Genomic DNA, 15,055 nt, shown 5'->3' with positions numbered 1-15,055 from the left:
GGGAACGAAAATGGTCACCAAGAACAACCGTCCGACCGTCGCCGACATCCGCGCCATGAAGGCGCGCGGACAAAAGATTTCGATGCTCTACGTCACCTCGCTCGAAGAGGCGGCGGCGGCGAACGCGGCCGGCGTCGACATGCTGTCGATCGAAGGACGCTTCTTCTCGCCTGAGATGCGCGAGGCCGCGGGCCGCTGCTTCGTCCAGGTCGGGCTTCCCTATGGCCCCGCCGGCGATCTGGTCTCGGCGCATGACTATCTCGGCGCCGCCTATCACTTTACGCGCATGGGCGGCGACTGCTTCTACTGCGCCGCCTCGCTCGATATCCAGAAAACGCTCTGCGACAACGCCGTGCCGATCATCGCCCATGTCGGCCTGATCCCCTCGCAATGCACCTGGACCGGCGGCTTCAAGGCCGTCGGCAGGACGGCCGAGAGTGCGCGCCGGGTGGGACCACGTGAAACGCCTCGAAGCCATCGGCTGCTTCGGCGCCGAATTGGAAGTGGTGCCGGACCGCATCGCCGAACTGATCACCAGGAACACGCCGATGATCATGCTCGGCATGGGCGCCGGCCCCCATGCCGACGCGCAATATCTTTTCAGTGAGGACGTGCTTGGCCACACCGCCGGGCACAAGCCGCGCCACGCCAAGACCTATCGCAACTTCGCCGCCGAATTCGAGCGGCTGCAGCGCGAGCGCATCGCCGCCTATCGCGAGTTCATCGCCGACGTGCGCACCGGCTCCTATCCCGAGCCGCAGCACGTCGTGCCGATCGCCGACGAGGAGCTTGCCGCTTTCAAGGCCGCGGTGGATCTCTAGCGTTGAAGTGCGATCAGCCGATCTCGATGTCCATTTTGGCGATCAACCGCTCGCGCGCCCTTCAGGCGGCGTCCCACTGGCCTCTAAGCGTGTCCGCATTGGCGAGGGTGAGCCCGCAGGCTTCGACTGATCGCTTGGTGGCCGCGACAAGGTCCTGATTTCCCGAAGCCGGTGTTCCATCGGGCAGGAAAAGATTGTTCTCGAACCCGACGCGCGCGTTCCCGCCAAGCAGCGCGGCTGCCGTCACGCACGCCGTCTCCTGGTTGCCGAAGGCGCAGACCATCCAATGGCTTGCAGCGGCAGTGCCCGGGGCCAAGAAAGGCAGCAGGTCGGCCGGGCGGGACGTCTGTCCAACCGCGTAGCGGCCGAGCACATAGAGAACCGGCAGATTGTCGAAGGGGATCAGGCCGCGGCCCGCGAGCATCGCGAGATAGGTTGCCTCCTCGGGAGTGTAGAGGATGATCTGCGGTGTGATCTTCTCCCTGCGCAGCGTTTCAAGGAATGCGGCGAAACCCGCTTCGTAAGTTTGGTCGGGCAACAACTCGCGCAGGGCCAGTGAAACCGCCTCGGGCCGCGCTTCCAGCACCACCCGCATCTGCTGTTCGGGCCGATAGATGCCCAGTGCCTCGCTGGTGATCTGGACGACGAGCCGTTCGTCGACACTGGCCCTGATCGCCGCGGTTGCGGTCCGGTAGGCTTCGGCGTCGAGCAGGTGATGTCCGTCGCGGTCGCGGACATGGACATGGATCATGGCGGCGCCCGAGTCGAGCGAAGCCGCGGCCACATGCGCCAACTCATCTGGTGTGATCGGCAAGGCGGGATGATCGGCCTTCGTGCGCCGGCCACCATTTGGCGCCACGGCGATCGCGACCGGATCGGGGCGGCTGGCAACCGGTTGCATGGAATTCCTTTCGGCCCGAATGGCTGCTTCATCTGTCGCATAGGCATGCGTTGTGCAACACATGCGACGTCATGGCCATCGACGCGATCGTCGAGGCCTCGTCGACCGTCCGCTGAACGTCGCCGGGCAATCAAAGGGCGGGGCGCTTGGCTATGGCCAGGCCCATGCCGAGCGCGATCATAGCGCCGCCGGAGGCCTCCCGCAGCCGGCGTATGGTGCTGGCGCGCCCGGCCGCGCCTTGCCGGATGCGGCTCGCCGCAAAAGCGACCACGACATCGGCCACTGTATTGAGCGTCACCGATATGAAGCCAAGGACCATGAATTGCAGGGCGACGTGGCCGGCGCCCAGGTTCACGAATTGCGGAATGAAGGCCAGGAAGAAGGCGGCCGTCTTTGGGTTCAAGGCCTCGACCAGCACGCCTTCGCGAAACGCTCGGCCAGTGCCGACGGCAGGCGACAGCGTCCCGCCTTCCAGCATCGTCTTTGCCTCGCGGCGCGCGGACTGGAAGGTGCGGAAGCCCAGCCAGACGAGGTAGAGGGCACCGATCAGCTTCAGCGCCGTGAACAGCTCCGCGCTGGCGAGCACGATAGCTGAAACACCCAGGCTGCCGGCAAGCACATGGACCATGCCGCCGAGGCCCGTCCCGACACTCGAGGCAATGCCTTCCGCGCGTCCTCCAGCCAGCGTGCGTGCGGCGACATAGAAGATGCCCGGCCCCGGTGTAATGGCAAGCAGGAATGCCGCGGCGAAGTACAAGGCGAATTGGGTCAAATCCGGCATGATGGACTCTCTTGAAAGCGCAGGGCCGGTCTTCACACCGGCCAGTCTTCACACCGGAATGAGCGGAGCGACCGCGCGGTCGGACGGCCGCTCGCTCGATGACAGGCCGGACACGACGCCGGCGCGATCGGCCGCGTTGCGGTTCTGGCTCATCTTGCGCTTGCCTTCGAGCTTCGTAATCGGCATGCGCAGGCCGACAATGCCCTTCAGCTGCGACTTGATGAAATCCGCCGGTGCGTCCGACACGGCCCAGGGTGCTGCGCGCTCGCCCTCATGCAGGTTGGTCAGGCGGGTCACCACCTCGAGCAGCCTGTCGGCATCCTCGAAGAACTCGATCGGCCCATGGGCGTGGACGGCGACATAGTTCCAGGTCGGCACCACCTTCCCGGTCTCCTGCTTGGTCTGATACCAGGCCGGCGTCACATAGGCGTCCGGGCCCATGAACATCGCCAGGCCGTCGCCCAGTGGTGGCATGCGCCATTGCGGGTTTGCCTTTGCGACATGGCCGTAGATCACGCCGTGCTCGCCCTCGTTCTCATCGAGGAAAAGCGGCAGAGGCGTCGCCAGCGGGCCATCGGCCGTGGCGGTGACCAGGATTGCCAGCCGCGCGGCGCGGATCGTGGCGGTGAGGCTCTCATGATCGTCGTCGCGAAAGGCGGGCGGTGTGTACATGGCAAAACTCCTTGCGTTCCAAGAAAAGATGCCGGATGTCTGGCTTGCTTGGAATATCCAGTTTTGAAGGTTTTTGGTGGTCCAGTCGGAGCAGGACGGCGTCGCGCGGCGGATCATCGCGGCGATCAAGGAGCAGATCCACAGCGGCGCCTATCGGCCAGGCGATCGCCTTCCGTCGACGCGGGCTTTTGCGACCGAGTGGGGCGCCTCGCGAACCACGGTGACGGCCGCTTACAATCAGCTCGACGCCGAAGGCTATCTGATCATCCGGCATGGTGCGCGCGCCATCGTTGCTCCGGGGTTGGAGAGGGCGTCGGGAGAGGCGCCCATCGCAGCCGCTTCGCCACGCAACCTCTCGGCATTCGCACGACGGTTGCTGGCCTTGCCTGCGCCTACGGAAGGGCAACCAGCCAAGCTCGCGGATTTCCGCTATGGCGAGTTGTCCGGTGCGGACTTCCCGGTGCTGGCCTGGCGGCGCGCGTCGAACAAGGCGATCCTGCGGCGCGCCGCGCGGCTGCGCTATGGCGATCCTCAGGGGTCTTCCGTTCTGCGCAACGCGCTTCAGGCCTATCTCTGGCGGGCTCGCGGCATCAGTTGCACGCCGGACCAGATCGTCATCGTCAACGGCTCGCAGCAGGGGTTGGACCTCTGCGCGCGGCTGCTGCTCGACCCCGGTGACCCCTTTGTGATCGAGAACCCCGGCTATCCGCTGGCACGCCACGCCTTCGTGGCGGCCGGAGGCGTCGCCGTGCCCGTTGCCGTCGACGCGGAAGGGCTAAGGACGGATACGCTGCCGCCGGCCCGTCTCGCCTATGTGACGCCTTCGCACCAGTTTCCGCTCGGTGGCGTGCTTTCGGCGACGCGGCGGCGTTCGCTGCTGGCCTGGGCCGCCGGCACAGGGGCCTATATTGTGGAAGACGATTATGACGGCGAATACCGTCACGACATCAGCCCGATCCCGCCTCTGCAGGCCCTCGACGCGGATAGCGTCATCTATGTCGGAACGCTGTCCAAGACGCTCTCGCCGACCTTGAGGCTCGGCTATCTCGTCGTCCCCGCCAGCCTGCGCCGGGCGTTCGGCGAGGCCAAGCGCCTGACCGACCGGCATGCTCCGATGCTGGAACAGGACGTGCTGGCCGAGTTGCTGGCGAGCGGCGCCTACGAGCGCCACGTGCGCAGCATTCGCAGGAAGAACGCCGAGCGCAGGGGCATCCTGCTGCAGGCTTTGACTGAACATCTGGGGTCGCGGGTTACCGTCGCCGGGGCCGAGACTGGCCTGCATGTCGTTGCTTGGATGAACGGTATCGATGCTGGACGCGAAGCGGCGATCATCGCTGCGGCGCGCACCGCCGGTATCGGCGTTTATGCGGTGTCGCCACTCTATGATCCGGGCGGGCCGCGTCCGGAAACGGCCGGCTTCATTCTTGGCTATGCCGGGCTCGATGCGGATGCGTTGCGGCGCGGCGTTGCCGTGCTGGCCACCATATTGGCCGAGCACCGCTGACGAACCAACCGCTTAGAAAATCTCGTTGGTAAGTTTCTTCACCGGACCGAGCAGGATCGAGCCCGTCGGCACCCCGTTGTCGATCGGGATCGCCTTGCGCTCCGGCATGTCCTCTTCCGGCGCGCCGATATTGGCCGTCACGATGACCGGCGTCTTGGTCGGCACGCGGTCGTAGAGGTCGATGATGTCCTGGTTGATCAGGCGCACGCAGCCTGACGATACCGACTTGCCGATCGACCACCATTCGGGCGAGCCGTGCAGGCGGTAGAGCGTGTCCTGGTTGCCTTGGAACAGATAAAGCGCACGCGCCCCGAGCGGGTTCTTCAGGCCGCCCAGCATGCCGCCATTCTTGGCGCTGTATTGGGTCAGTTCCGGCTGGCGGGCGACCATCTCGTCCGGCGGCGTCCATTTCGGCCACTTCTGCTTCCACTGCACGACGGCGTCGCCCGACCATTCGAAGCCGGCGCGGCCGAGGCCGACGCCGTAGCGGATCGCCTGACCGCCCTCGCGCACCAGATAGAGAAAGTGGCCGGTGGTATCGACGACGATGGTGCCCGGGCGCTGTCCGGTCGGATCGGGGACGATCTGGCGCAAGAATTTGTGATCGATCTTGTTGACCGGGATGGCCGGCAGGTCGAAGCCATTGTCCGACATCGCGCCATACATCGTCTCGTAATCGCCGAGGGGCGGCTCGACATAGGCCGGCGGTGGCGGCTGGATGGGAGCGGGGCCCGGACCGGTGGTGGTGCACGCGGACACGGCGGCCGAAGCAGCGCCAAGGGCTGTGAAATTGAGGAAGCCACGGCGGCTGAGGCGGAAGGAAGCGTCTGACATGGTTGCCTTTTCTAGGTCTTAATTCGCAAGAAAGCATGAATCCGCGGGCACGTCGCCGACGGCATTCATAACAGTCGGCGGCGATAGGCGGTTCCAATTCTGGCCTGAGGGTGGACAGAAAAAGGCGAAGCTGTGACCGCGCCACAGCTGTTGCGCTGCAGCAACAGAGGTCTCAGGCGCCTGCCAGGAGACCTTCGAGCGAAGGCAGGATCAAGCCCGGCTGAAAGTCGCGGTATTCATCCGGCTGGTCGGTCCGGTTGATCCAGACCGTACGGAAACCGAACTTGGTCGCGCCGGCGATGTCCCAGCGGTTCGACGACTGGAACGACACCGCGCCCGGATAGAGCCGCCAGCCAGTGACCACCAGGTCGTAGACCGACGGGTCGGTCTTGAAGCGTTTGACCTGGTCGACCGAAAACACGTCGTCGAGGATCTGGTCGAGCGCCGCGGACTTGACCGCCGCGTCGAGCATTTCGGGCGAGCCGTTGGAGAGGATCGCGAGCTTCGCGCCCGAGGCCTTGAGCGCTTTCAGCACGGCGGGCACTTCCGGATAGCAGTCGAGCCGCCAATAAGCTTCGAGCAGTTTCGTCCGCAGCGCCGGATCGGCCGAGGGCACCTTGCGCAAAGCGAAATCCAGCGCCTGCTCGGTCAGCTGCCAGAAGTCGGCGTATGAGCCCATCAGCGTCCTGACCCAGGAATATTCGAGCTGCTTGGCGCGCCAGATTTCGGAGAGAAGCTGGCCGTTCGGCCCGATCTCGCCAGCATGCCGGCGCACGGCGGCGTGCACGTCGAACAACGTGCCATAGGCGTCGAAGACATAGGCCGCATGATGCATAACGAGAGTTTTGAGGCGAGGATGCGCCCCGTGCAAGCGCTGATTGCGCTTTTAATGCATGTCGCCCAAAAGTGTGTCGCGGTTTTGGGAAACCGACATGCATCAAACAAATAATGCATGTCGCCCAAAAGTGTGTCGCGGTTGGGAAACCGACATGCATCAAACAAAAGAACTTACCGGGCGTTGTCCGATCCGCTTCGGGCGACGCTCTGTAAGTATGGCTGGCCTCAACGATTTTTGGCCATGTCGGTTGACGCCAACCGTCAAAGCATCGTCCTATGGCGGCCTGAAATCACTCATTTGGACGGCGAACATGACATTGGCGGCGGCGGCGCAAACCGCGACTTGGACCTATGTGGACGGCGACTGGTACGAGGGCAACGTCGCCATTCTCGGGCCGCGCAGCCACGCCATGTGGCTGGGCACCAGCGTCTTCGACGGCGGCCGCTGGTTCGAGGGCGTGGCGCCCGACCTCGAGCTTCATTCCGCCCGCGTCAACGCCTCGGCGACGGCGCTTGGCCTGAAACCCTCCATGACCGCCGAGGAGATCGTCGGCCTGACCTGGGATGGCCTGAAGAAATTCGACGGCAAGACGGCGGTCTATATCAGGCCGATGTATTGGGCCGAGCATGGCGGCTATATGGGCGTGCCGGCCGATCCGGCCTCGACCCGCTTCTGTCTTTGCCTCTACGAATCGCCGATGATCCCGCCATCCGGCTTTTCGGTCGGTGTCTCGCCGTTCCGGCGCCCGACCATCGAGACCATGCCGACCAACGCCAAGGCCGGCTGCCTTTACCCCAACAACGGTCGCGCCATCCTGGAGGCCAAGAACCGCGGCTTCGACAACGCGCTGGTGCTCGATATGCTGGGCAATGTCGCCGAGACCGGAACCTCCAACATCTTCCTGGTCAAGGATGGCCACGTGATGACGCCGGCCCCGAACGGCACGTTCCTCTCCGGCATCACCCGCTCGCGCACCATCAACCTGCTCGGCGACTACGGTTTCACGACCACCGAAAAGACGCTGTCGGTTCGCGATTTCCTTGAGGCCGACGAGATCTTCTCGACCGGCAACCACTCGAAAGTGGTGCCCATCACCCGCATCGAAAACCGCGACCTGCAGCCCGGACCGGTCGCCAAGAAGGCGCGCGAGCTCTATTGGGAATGGGCGCATTCGACGTCCGCCGTCTGAGCCGCCGGAGCGTTTCACCGTTTCCCCCAAACGGCGAACAGCTCCGCCTCGTCATTTTTGCGCAATTCCGGGCGGAAAACCGTTTCGCACTTTTCCCGGAATTGCTCTAAAAAGTCGCTCGGCGCTCCATTCTGGAGTTGCCCCAACCCATTCCAGACCTATCTTAGCTCGGTAATATCACCGGACTTTTTCCTCGAGGGAGTACCATCCATGGCTTTTGAGTTGCCCGCTTTGCCTTACGACTACGAGGCCCTGCAGCCTTACATGTCGAAGGAGACGCTGGAGTATCACCACGACAAGCACCACAAGGCCTATGTCGACAACGGCAACAAGCTGGCGGCCGAGGCCGGAATGGGCGACCTGTCGGTCGAAGAGGCCGTGAAGCAGTCCTTCGGCAAGAATGCCGGGCTCTTCAACAACGCGGCCCAGCATTACAACCACATCCATTTCTGGAAGTGGATGAAGAAGGGCGGCGGCGGCAACAAGCTGCCGGGCGCGCTGCAGAAGGCGGTCGACAGCGATCTCGGCGGCTACGACAAGTTCAAGGCGGATTTCATCGCCGCCGGCACCACCCAGTTCGGCTCCGGCTGGGCCTGGGTTTCGGTCAAGAACGGCAAGCTGGAAATCTCCAAGACCCCGAACGGCGAGAACCCGCTGGTCCATGGCGGCTCGCCGATCCTCGGCGTCGACGTGTGGGAGCACTCCTACTACATCGACTACCGCAACGCGCGGCCGAAATATCTCGAAGCCTTCGTCGACAGTCTGATCAACTGGGACCACGTCCTGGAGCTTTATGAAAAGGCCAAAGGCTAAAAGATTTTGATGAGAAGCCCCGGTTCGCCGGGGCTTTTCTTTTTCGGTAGAGAAATCCGGCAAAATCGTCACGGCGACGGGGAATAATCCCACCGCCACGCCCGTTAACGTCCAGAGCAATTCCAGGAGAAGTGTGGAACGATTTTCCGTCCGGAATTGCCCCAACCAGGAGATAGAGCATTTCACCTTGAACGGTGAAATGCCTCAGTCGCGTACCCTCTTCCTTCACCGTGGAGCCAATTGAATGAGAAAGCTTGTCATCGCCATCTCTTTGCTCGCCTTCGCCGGTTCGGCCGCTTATGCCGATCCGATCAAGGATCGCCAGGCCCTGATGAAGGAACGCGGCAAGCTCGCCGGGCAGATCTCGAAGGTCGTCAAGGGCGAGGAGCCTTTTGACGCCGCCGCGGTGCTGACGGCATTGCAGGCCCTGGAGGCCAATGCCGAGAAGTTCGACGCCGACAAGCTGTTCCCGGCCGGCTCCGACAAGGGCGACACCACGGCCGCGCCGAAGATCTGGGAAGACATGGCGGGCTTCAAGGCGGCCGGGGACAAGTTCCTGGCCGACGCCAAGGCCGCGGTCGCTTCCCCGCCGGCCGATGTCGACGCGCTGAAGGCGCAACTCAACACGCTGGGCGGCGATTGCGGCACCTGCCACCAGACCTACCGGATCAAGAAGAGCTGATCGCCTAAATGGCCTGGCTGAAGAAGCTTGTCGGCGCCGTCATCGTGCTTGGCGGCGCCGCGGCTGCCGCCGGCTGGGTCCTGTCGGCGCCGGCCAGGCTTGACGCCGCGACCGTCGCTGAGCTCGGCCCCGGCGACGCCGCCAAGGGCAAGCGCATCTTCTACGCGGGGGGCTGCACCTCCTGCCACGCCAAGCCGGGCGCCCAGGGCGACGCCCGTCTCGAACTCGTCGGCGGTCTGGAACTCAAGACGCCGTTCGGCACCTTCGTTCCGCCCAACATCTCGCAGGACCAGAAGGACGGCATCGGTGCCTGGAGCGAGGAGGACTTCGCCAACGCCATGCTGAAGGGCGTCTCGCCCTCGGGCGAGCATTTCTACCCGGCCTTTCCCTACGCCTCCTACGCGCGCATGAAGCCGGCCGACATCGCCGACCTCTACGCCTTCATGAAGACGCTGCCGGCGGTTGCCGGCAAGGCGCCCGATCACAGGCTTTCCTTCCCCTTCACCATCCGTCGCGGCATTGGCCTGTGGAAGCTTGTCTATCTCAGCCCCGAACCGGTGATCGTGCTGCCAGAGGGCACGCCGGACAAGGTGCTGGCCGGTCGCTACCTGGTCGAGGGACCCGGCCATTGCGGCGAATGCCACACGCCGCGCGATTTTGCCGGCGGCGTCAGGAAAGGCGAGTGGCTGGCAGGCGCCGTGGCGGCCGAAGGCTCGGGCGTCGTGCCCAACATCACGCCCGACGGGAAGAGCATCAAGGACTGGTCCGAGGCCGACATCGCCAATTACCTCGAGACCGGCTTCACGCCCGATTTCGATTCCGTCGGCGGCGCCATGGTCGATGTGCAGCGCAACATGGCGCAACTGACCGCCGACGACCGCGCGGCGATCGCCGCCTATCTCAAGGCCGTCCCGCCGCATCCCAACGGCTATCCGGCGCGCAAGCCGGCGAGCTAACCTTTACAGGTGGCGGTCGCCCAGAAAATCGAAGCCGCCTTCGAAGAAGTGGTTGTAGTTGCAGGTCAGTTCTTCGCCTGGCGCGATGTCGCGTAGCGCGTAGGTCTCCTCGGGCGAGGAGACGTCGCAGTTCGGGTCGTCGTCGTGGTTCATGTAGCGTGCGTCGTCAGCCTCGAAGACGATGAAGCTCGGATCGTGCCGGTCCGGATAGGAATAGCGGTCGAGATAGGATTTCACCGGGCCGATCTGGGCCTCGTAGGTGTCGACCGGGATCCGGCGGTCGAACCTTGGGTCGAGCTTCCAGACCAGCGTGCCCTTGGCGATGTGGCCCCTGGCGAAGACGCCGATGCCCTGAATGGCGGATTTGTCGAGATACGTGTCGACGAGGAGCATGAGGATCCTTGCGGGTGAATGGTCGCGGCCGGGAGAGGCTAGGTCGAAAAAGGGCGGCACTGGGTAGCGCGCGCCCTTGCCAATTGCGAGCGGAAAATCAGGTCTTGCCGGTCACTTTCAAGGCATAGGCGTAAATGTATGCGATCTCCTCCAGCCGCGAGAAGCGGCCCGACGCGCCGGCATGGCCGGACTCCATGTTGATCTTGAACAGCACCGGATTGCCGCCTGCCTTGCGGTCGCGCAGCCGCGCCACCCATTTCGCCGGCTCCCAATAGGTGACGCGCGGATCGGTCAGGCCCGCCAGCGCCAGGATCGGCGGGTAGTCGTGCGCCGCCACATTGTCGTAGGGCGAATAGGCCGCGATCGTAGCGTAGTCGGCGGCTGACGCGATCGGGTTGCCCCATTCCGGCCATTCCGGCGGCGTCAGCGGCAGGCTGGCGTCGAGCATGGTGGTGAGCACGTCGACGAACGGCACCTCGGCGACGATGCCGCCGAAATCCTCCGGCGCCATGTTGGCGATCGCCCCCATCAGCATGCCGCCGGCCGAGCCGCCCTGGGCGACGATGCGGTCGTGCTTTGTGTAACGCTCGGCGACGAGATGGCGGCCGCAGGCGATGAAATCGGTGAAGGTGTTCATCTTCTTCGCCCGCTTGCCGTCATCGTACCAGCCATAGCCCTTGTCCTTGCCGCCGCGCACATGCGCGATGGCATAGACGAAGCCGCGGTCGACCAGCGACAGGCAGTTGGTGTTGAAGGCCGAAGGAACGGTGATGCCGTAGGAGCCGTAGCCGTAAAGCAGGCAGGGCGCCGAACCGTCGAGCGGCGTGTCGCGATGGTAGAGCAGCGAGATCGGCACCAGCTCGCCATCGGCGGCGGGCGCCATCAGCCGGCGCGTGACATAGTGCTCTGGATCGTGGCCGGAGGGCACTTCCTGCGTCTTCAAGAGCACGCGCTCGCGGCTGCGCATATTGTAGTCGAACACCTGCGCCGGCGTCGTCATCGACGAATAGGTGAAACGCATCGTCTCCGTGTCGTACTCGTAGGAGCCGGACAGTCCGAGCGAGAAGGCCTCCTCGTCGAAGGAGATGAAATGCTCCTCGCCGCTGGCGCGCTCGCGCACCACGATGCGCGGCAGTCCGTCCTTGCGCTCGAGCCTGACCATATGATGCTTGAAGCCGAGCACCGAGAGGATCAGCCGGCCGGGCTCGTGCGGCACCAGTTCCTGCCAGTTGGCGCGCACCGGATTGTCGACCGGCGCGGTCATGATCTTGAAGTCCTTGGCGCCGTCGGCATTGGTGAGGATGAAGAAGACGTCGCCGCCTTCTTCCAGGTCGTATTGCAGGCCGGTCTCGCGCACCGCCACCAGCTTGGGCTCGGCCGCTGGATCATTGGCGGGCAGCAGGTGGTATTCCGAAGTCTCATGGTCGTTGATGCCGATCATGATCCAGTCATTGGCGCGCGTGCCGCCGACATCCATGAAGAAGCCTGGATCGGTCTCTTCGTAGATCAGCCGGTCATTCTCCGATTTGTCGCCGAGCGCGTGGAAGAACACTTTTGACGGGCGATGATTGTCGTCGAGACGGGTGTAGAAGAAGCCGCCATCGCCGGCATTCCACATCCCGCCGCCGCCCGTATCCGGGATATGGTCGGCAAGTTCTTTGCCGCTCGCAAGGTCGCGCACGCGCAGCGTGAAGAACTCCGAACCCTTGTCGTCGAAGGCCCACAGCAGCTTCCCGTGATCGGCCGAATGGTCGACGCCGCCGAGCCTGAAATAGGCCTTGCCCTCGGCTTCCTTATCGCCGTCGAGCAGGATCTCCTCGGCGCCGCCGCCGCACGGCGTGCGGAAATAGCGCGGCTGCTCGCCGCCCAGCCGGAAGGAAGAGCCATAAGCATAGGCCCCGTCCTTCATGGGCACCGTCGAGTCATCCTCCTTGATGCGCCCCTTCATCTCGGCAAACAGCTTGCCGCGCAGGTCCGCGGTGCCGGCCATCAGCGCCGCCTGATAGGCGTTCTCGGCATCGAGATGGGCGCGGATGCGGCCGTCGAGGAGGGAAGGGTCCCGGAACACGGCCTGCCAGTTGTCGGCCCGCATCCAGGCATAGTCGTCGCCGCGGGTGATGCCGTGATGCGTTTCGGAAACCGGGTGTTTCTCGGGCGTCGGCGGGTTGGCGGCCGGGAAGGCGGAAGTCAAGGCGGAAGCTCTGGTCATTACGTCTCGCTGCGGAATTTGCTTGAATGACGAATGAACACGCCGCTCAGCGGCGGTTCAAGGGGCGCGGTTCAAGGTGGTCTATAGAAGCTAAGTCGAAGGGGGAAAGATGAAATCCTGTGTTTCTACCGCAATGTCTGTCGCCATCCTCGCGGCAGGTCTGGCTTTTTCCAGTCAGTCTCATGCAACCGTCTTTGCCGCCTGGCAAGTGGCGGGCGTGCCGTTCGGCGACACGCTCAATGCACGAAAGTATCCGTCCAACGCATCGCAAAAACAGGCCGCCTATCCGAACGGCACCGTGCTGCAGATGACCGGCCGCTGCACCGGCGGCGTGAACCTGCTCGATATCGCCCGCCAGCCGCAATGGAAGCAGCGCCAGGCGATCCGCTATCGCTGGTGCGAGATATGGCACGACCCGGCGCAAAATGGCCATTTCGTCACCGGCTGGGTCTACGGCAAATATATCGCGCCTTACTAGGGGGTATCGTTCACCCAGGATCCGGATCGGCAGGGCGGCGTCCTTGCGCTTTGTTGCGCCGCAGGATTTGTCGCGCCGGTGCGACAGGCATCCAAGCATTGGCCAAGCATTGAACGCCGTGTCGAGCGGCGATCGGATGTCTAACACACGGATGACGTGACGTCACGGCATGCTGGTCTGACCAGAAAAATCTCGCGAAGTTACACGGCGCACGAATTTTTGAAGCTGAATCAGCAATATTTGATGAATATCGGTGAATATAAGTCAATATGCGAATTGACTTACTTGCAACGCGGCGTCATTAAGATAAGGCGATGCGAATCGCAGGCTTTCCTGCACGAAATTCGCGCGATGCCCGATCCCACAAAAAGGGCGCAGTTTTAGAAACAAACTCTCGTTGGGGCCTTAGCACTATGGAAATCGTCGAAACACCTTCGAAAAACGGTGATGCGCTGATCGAGCTGACCGCCGATGTCGTCGCCGCCTATGTCAGCAACAACCCGGTGCCGGTTGGGGAACTGCCGAACCTTATCGCCGACGTCCATGCCGCGTTGGGTCGCGTCGGTGGCTCGCCGGAGCAGCCGTCGGCCGAGAAGCAGAAGCCGGCTGTGAACCCGAAGCGCTCCGTCCATGACGACTACATCGTCTGTCTCGAGGACGGCAAGAAGTTCAAGTCGCTGAAGCGGCACCTGATGACCCACTACAATCTCACGCCGGAAGAGTACCGTGAGAAGTGGAGCCTGGATGCCAACTATCCGATGGTCGCCCCCAATTACGCGGCCGCCCGCTCGCAGCTCGCCAAGAAGATGGGTCTGGGCCGCAAGCGCAAGGGCCGTTGATTGGTCTCAGCTCGTCAAGCAGTTCGACGGCGCCCTTGCGGCGCCGTTTTGCTTTCTTGATGGGAGCGATATCGGCCGGATCAGGCCGTCTGCTTCAGCGCTGCTTCGGCGTCGCGCTTGATGCGCTTGACCATCGAACGCAGGCCGTTGGCGCGCTGCGGCGACAGATGCTCGTCGAGGCCGAGTTCCTTCAGGGTCGCTTCGGCGTCCGTGTTCTGGATTTCGCTTGCATGCCTGCCCGAAAACAGCGCCAGCATGATGGCGACGAGGCCGCGCACGATATGGGCATCCGAATCGCCCTGGAAGCTGATCACCGGATCGGCGCCCGCTCCTTGCTCGGTGGTGAGCCACACCTGGCTCACACAGCCAGGCACCTTGTTCGCGGCCGTGCGCTCCGCCTCGGGAAAGGCCGGCAGGCCCTCGCCTAGCTCGATCACATAGCGATAGCGGTCCTCCCACTCGTCGAGCAGGGAAAAGTCGTCGCGGATGGTCTGGATCGGGGTGGCCATTGACCCGCATATAGTGGCCCGGCCCGGCCGCGTCACGGAAAAAGAAAGACGCCGCGGGCGTCGAGAGGTCGGACGGGCCCGCGGCGTTAGAGCAATTCCAGGAAAAGTGCGTAGCGGTTTTCCGTCCGGAATTGCGCCGAAACTGAAGAGCCGAGCGAACGGCTGGAAAGAATTCAGTTCTTGGCGGTCAGCATCACCGGAATGTTGACCTTGGCGGGCAGCACGATGTCCTCGGCGACGCTGCCGGTGGTCGTGACGGAACCATCCGCGACCTTCGTCTCGGGCGCGCCTGCCTGCCCGGGCTGTTGCTGGTCGTCGATCATGGCCGCGGCGATCTTGGCCGTTTCCTTGGCGCGAACGGTGATGGTGTACATGGCCGATTTGCCGGTTTCGCAGACATCGGGCTTACGCTCGCACAGCCCGGCAATGTCGCCGACCGCCTCGCGCGCCGCAAACAGCGCCTGGATCGGTCCGACGCTCTGCTGGCCGTCTTCACCCGGGCCGACGCCGAGCGGCAGCGCCAGCAGCACCAGCGAAAACCAGAAAGCCATCCTGATCAGAAAGCCCATCTTACTTGCCTCTCATCCGCGATGGACGATGCATCCATCCGTGACGGATCATGCATCCATCGGCATG

At 63.7% G+C, this 15,055-nt stretch carries 16 protein-coding genes and 1 pseudogene; 8 read left to right on the top strand and 9 right to left on the bottom strand.

All coding sequences use genetic code 11. The features are described 5' to 3' along the window. Window positions 1-10: 10 nt before the first annotated feature. Window positions 11-821, top strand: a pseudogene (locus FJ430_RS27365) (3-methyl-2-oxobutanoate hydroxymethyltransferase). A 61-nt stretch (window positions 822-882) separates the two neighbouring features. Here the strand turns inward: FJ430_RS27365 and FJ430_RS27360 are convergent. The 3 genes from FJ430_RS27360 to FJ430_RS27350 all read right to left on the bottom strand — a co-directional run bounded on the left by FJ430_RS27360 (window position 883) and on the right by FJ430_RS27350 (window position 3,175). Then, window positions 883-1,722 carry a 3-keto-5-aminohexanoate cleavage protein gene (locus FJ430_RS27360; RefSeq protein WP_140702878.1) on the bottom strand — a complete coding sequence of 280 codons (840 nt, stop codon included), beginning with the start codon at window positions 1,720-1,722 and terminating at the stop codon, window positions 883-885. Between the two features lie 130 nt (window positions 1,723-1,852). Continuing rightward, window positions 1,853-2,503 (bottom strand): LysE family translocator, encoded by a 651-nt coding sequence (locus FJ430_RS27355; protein WP_140702880.1) that lies wholly within the window; start codon window positions 2,501-2,503, stop codon window positions 1,853-1,855. 48 nt (window positions 2,504-2,551) lie between these two features. Beyond that, entirely contained in the window at window positions 2,552-3,175 is a 624-nt protein-coding gene (locus tag FJ430_RS27350) for an FMN-binding negative transcriptional regulator (RefSeq protein WP_140702884.1), read from the bottom strand. Between the two features lie 76 nt (window positions 3,176-3,251). Between FJ430_RS27350 and FJ430_RS27345 the strand changes: the two genes are divergently transcribed. After that, a complete protein-coding gene (locus FJ430_RS27345; RefSeq protein ID WP_140702886.1) occupies window positions 3,252-4,679 on the top strand; it encodes a PLP-dependent aminotransferase family protein in 1,428 nt (475 codons plus the stop codon). Window positions 4,680-4,691: 12 nt separating this feature from the next. On the opposite strand, the gene FJ430_RS27340 is transcribed toward FJ430_RS27345, so the two are convergent. Together FJ430_RS27340 and FJ430_RS27335 are read right to left on the bottom strand one after the other, a co-directional pair. Further along, the gene (locus tag FJ430_RS27340) at window positions 4,692-5,513 is read right to left on the bottom strand and encodes a L,D-transpeptidase (protein ID WP_140702888.1); all 822 of its coding nucleotides are present in this window, start codon (window positions 5,511-5,513) and stop codon (window positions 4,692-4,694) included. 172 nt (window positions 5,514-5,685) lie between these two features. After that, window positions 5,686-6,348, bottom strand: a complete 663-nt coding sequence (locus tag FJ430_RS27335; RefSeq protein ID WP_140702890.1) for a haloacid dehalogenase type II — start codon at window positions 6,346-6,348, stop codon at window positions 5,686-5,688. Window positions 6,349-6,661: 313 nt separating this feature from the next. On the opposite strand from FJ430_RS27335, the gene FJ430_RS27330 reads away from it, so the two are divergent. The 4 genes from FJ430_RS27330 (at window position 6,662) to FJ430_RS27315 (ending at window position 9,991) form a co-directional block, all read left to right on the top strand. After that, on the top strand, window positions 6,662-7,540 hold the full coding sequence (locus FJ430_RS27330) for a branched-chain amino acid aminotransferase (RefSeq protein WP_140702893.1): 879 nt from the start codon (window positions 6,662-6,664) through the stop codon (window positions 7,538-7,540). A 210-nt stretch (window positions 7,541-7,750) separates the two neighbouring features. Beyond that, window positions 7,751-8,353 carry a superoxide dismutase gene (locus tag FJ430_RS27325; protein ID WP_140643514.1) on the top strand — a complete coding sequence of 201 codons (603 nt, stop codon included), beginning with the start codon at window positions 7,751-7,753 and terminating at the stop codon, window positions 8,351-8,353. 244 nt (window positions 8,354-8,597) lie between these two features. Next, window positions 8,598-9,035, top strand: a complete 438-nt coding sequence (locus tag FJ430_RS27320) for a c-type cytochrome (RefSeq protein ID WP_140643516.1) — start codon at window positions 8,598-8,600, stop codon at window positions 9,033-9,035. 8 nt (window positions 9,036-9,043) lie between these two features. Continuing rightward, the gene (locus FJ430_RS27315; RefSeq protein ID WP_140643518.1) at window positions 9,044-9,991 is read left to right on the top strand and encodes a cytochrome c; all 948 of its coding nucleotides are present in this window, start codon (window positions 9,044-9,046) and stop codon (window positions 9,989-9,991) included. 3 nt (window positions 9,992-9,994) lie between these two features. Here FJ430_RS27315 and FJ430_RS27310 read toward each other — a convergent pair whose 3' ends face one another. Then, on the bottom strand, window positions 9,995-10,384 hold the full coding sequence (locus FJ430_RS27310) for an SET domain-containing protein (RefSeq protein ID WP_140643521.1): 390 nt from the start codon (window positions 10,382-10,384) through the stop codon (window positions 9,995-9,997). A 97-nt stretch (window positions 10,385-10,481) separates the two neighbouring features. Then, window positions 10,482-12,593, bottom strand: a complete 2,112-nt coding sequence (locus tag FJ430_RS27305; protein WP_140702898.1) for a S9 family peptidase — start codon at window positions 12,591-12,593, stop codon at window positions 10,482-10,484. Between the two features lie 133 nt (window positions 12,594-12,726). Here FJ430_RS27305 and FJ430_RS27300 point away from each other — a divergent pair, with 133 nt between their 5' ends. Continuing rightward, window positions 12,727-13,071 (top strand): SH3 domain-containing protein, encoded by a 345-nt coding sequence (locus FJ430_RS27300; RefSeq protein WP_181167099.1) that lies wholly within the window; start codon window positions 12,727-12,729, stop codon window positions 13,069-13,071. A gap of 413 nt (window positions 13,072-13,484) precedes the next feature. Next, window positions 13,485-13,910 carry a MucR family transcriptional regulator gene (locus FJ430_RS27295; RefSeq protein ID WP_140702902.1) on the top strand — a complete coding sequence of 142 codons (426 nt, stop codon included), beginning with the start codon at window positions 13,485-13,487 and terminating at the stop codon, window positions 13,908-13,910. 80 nt (window positions 13,911-13,990) lie between these two features. Here the strand turns inward: FJ430_RS27295 and FJ430_RS27290 are convergent, their stop codons facing one another. Together FJ430_RS27290 and FJ430_RS27285 are read right to left on the bottom strand one after the other, a co-directional pair. After that, window positions 13,991-14,419: a SufE family protein gene (locus tag FJ430_RS27290; RefSeq protein WP_140643527.1), complete on the bottom strand. Its 429-nt coding sequence runs from the start codon at window positions 14,417-14,419 to the stop codon at window positions 13,991-13,993. A 173-nt stretch (window positions 14,420-14,592) separates the two neighbouring features. Further along, complete coding sequence (locus tag FJ430_RS27285) at window positions 14,593-14,988, bottom strand: DUF5330 domain-containing protein (RefSeq protein WP_140643529.1); 396 nt, start codon at window positions 14,986-14,988, stop codon at window positions 14,593-14,595. Window positions 14,989-15,055: the final 67 nt, after the last annotated feature.

Source organism: Mesorhizobium sp. B2-8-5, assembly GCF_006440675.2.
Taxonomy (GTDB): Bacteria; Pseudomonadota; Alphaproteobacteria; order Rhizobiales; family Rhizobiaceae; genus Mesorhizobium.
Note: the sequence above shows the minus strand (reverse complement) of the source record. Positions and strands in the feature narration are given on the sequence as shown.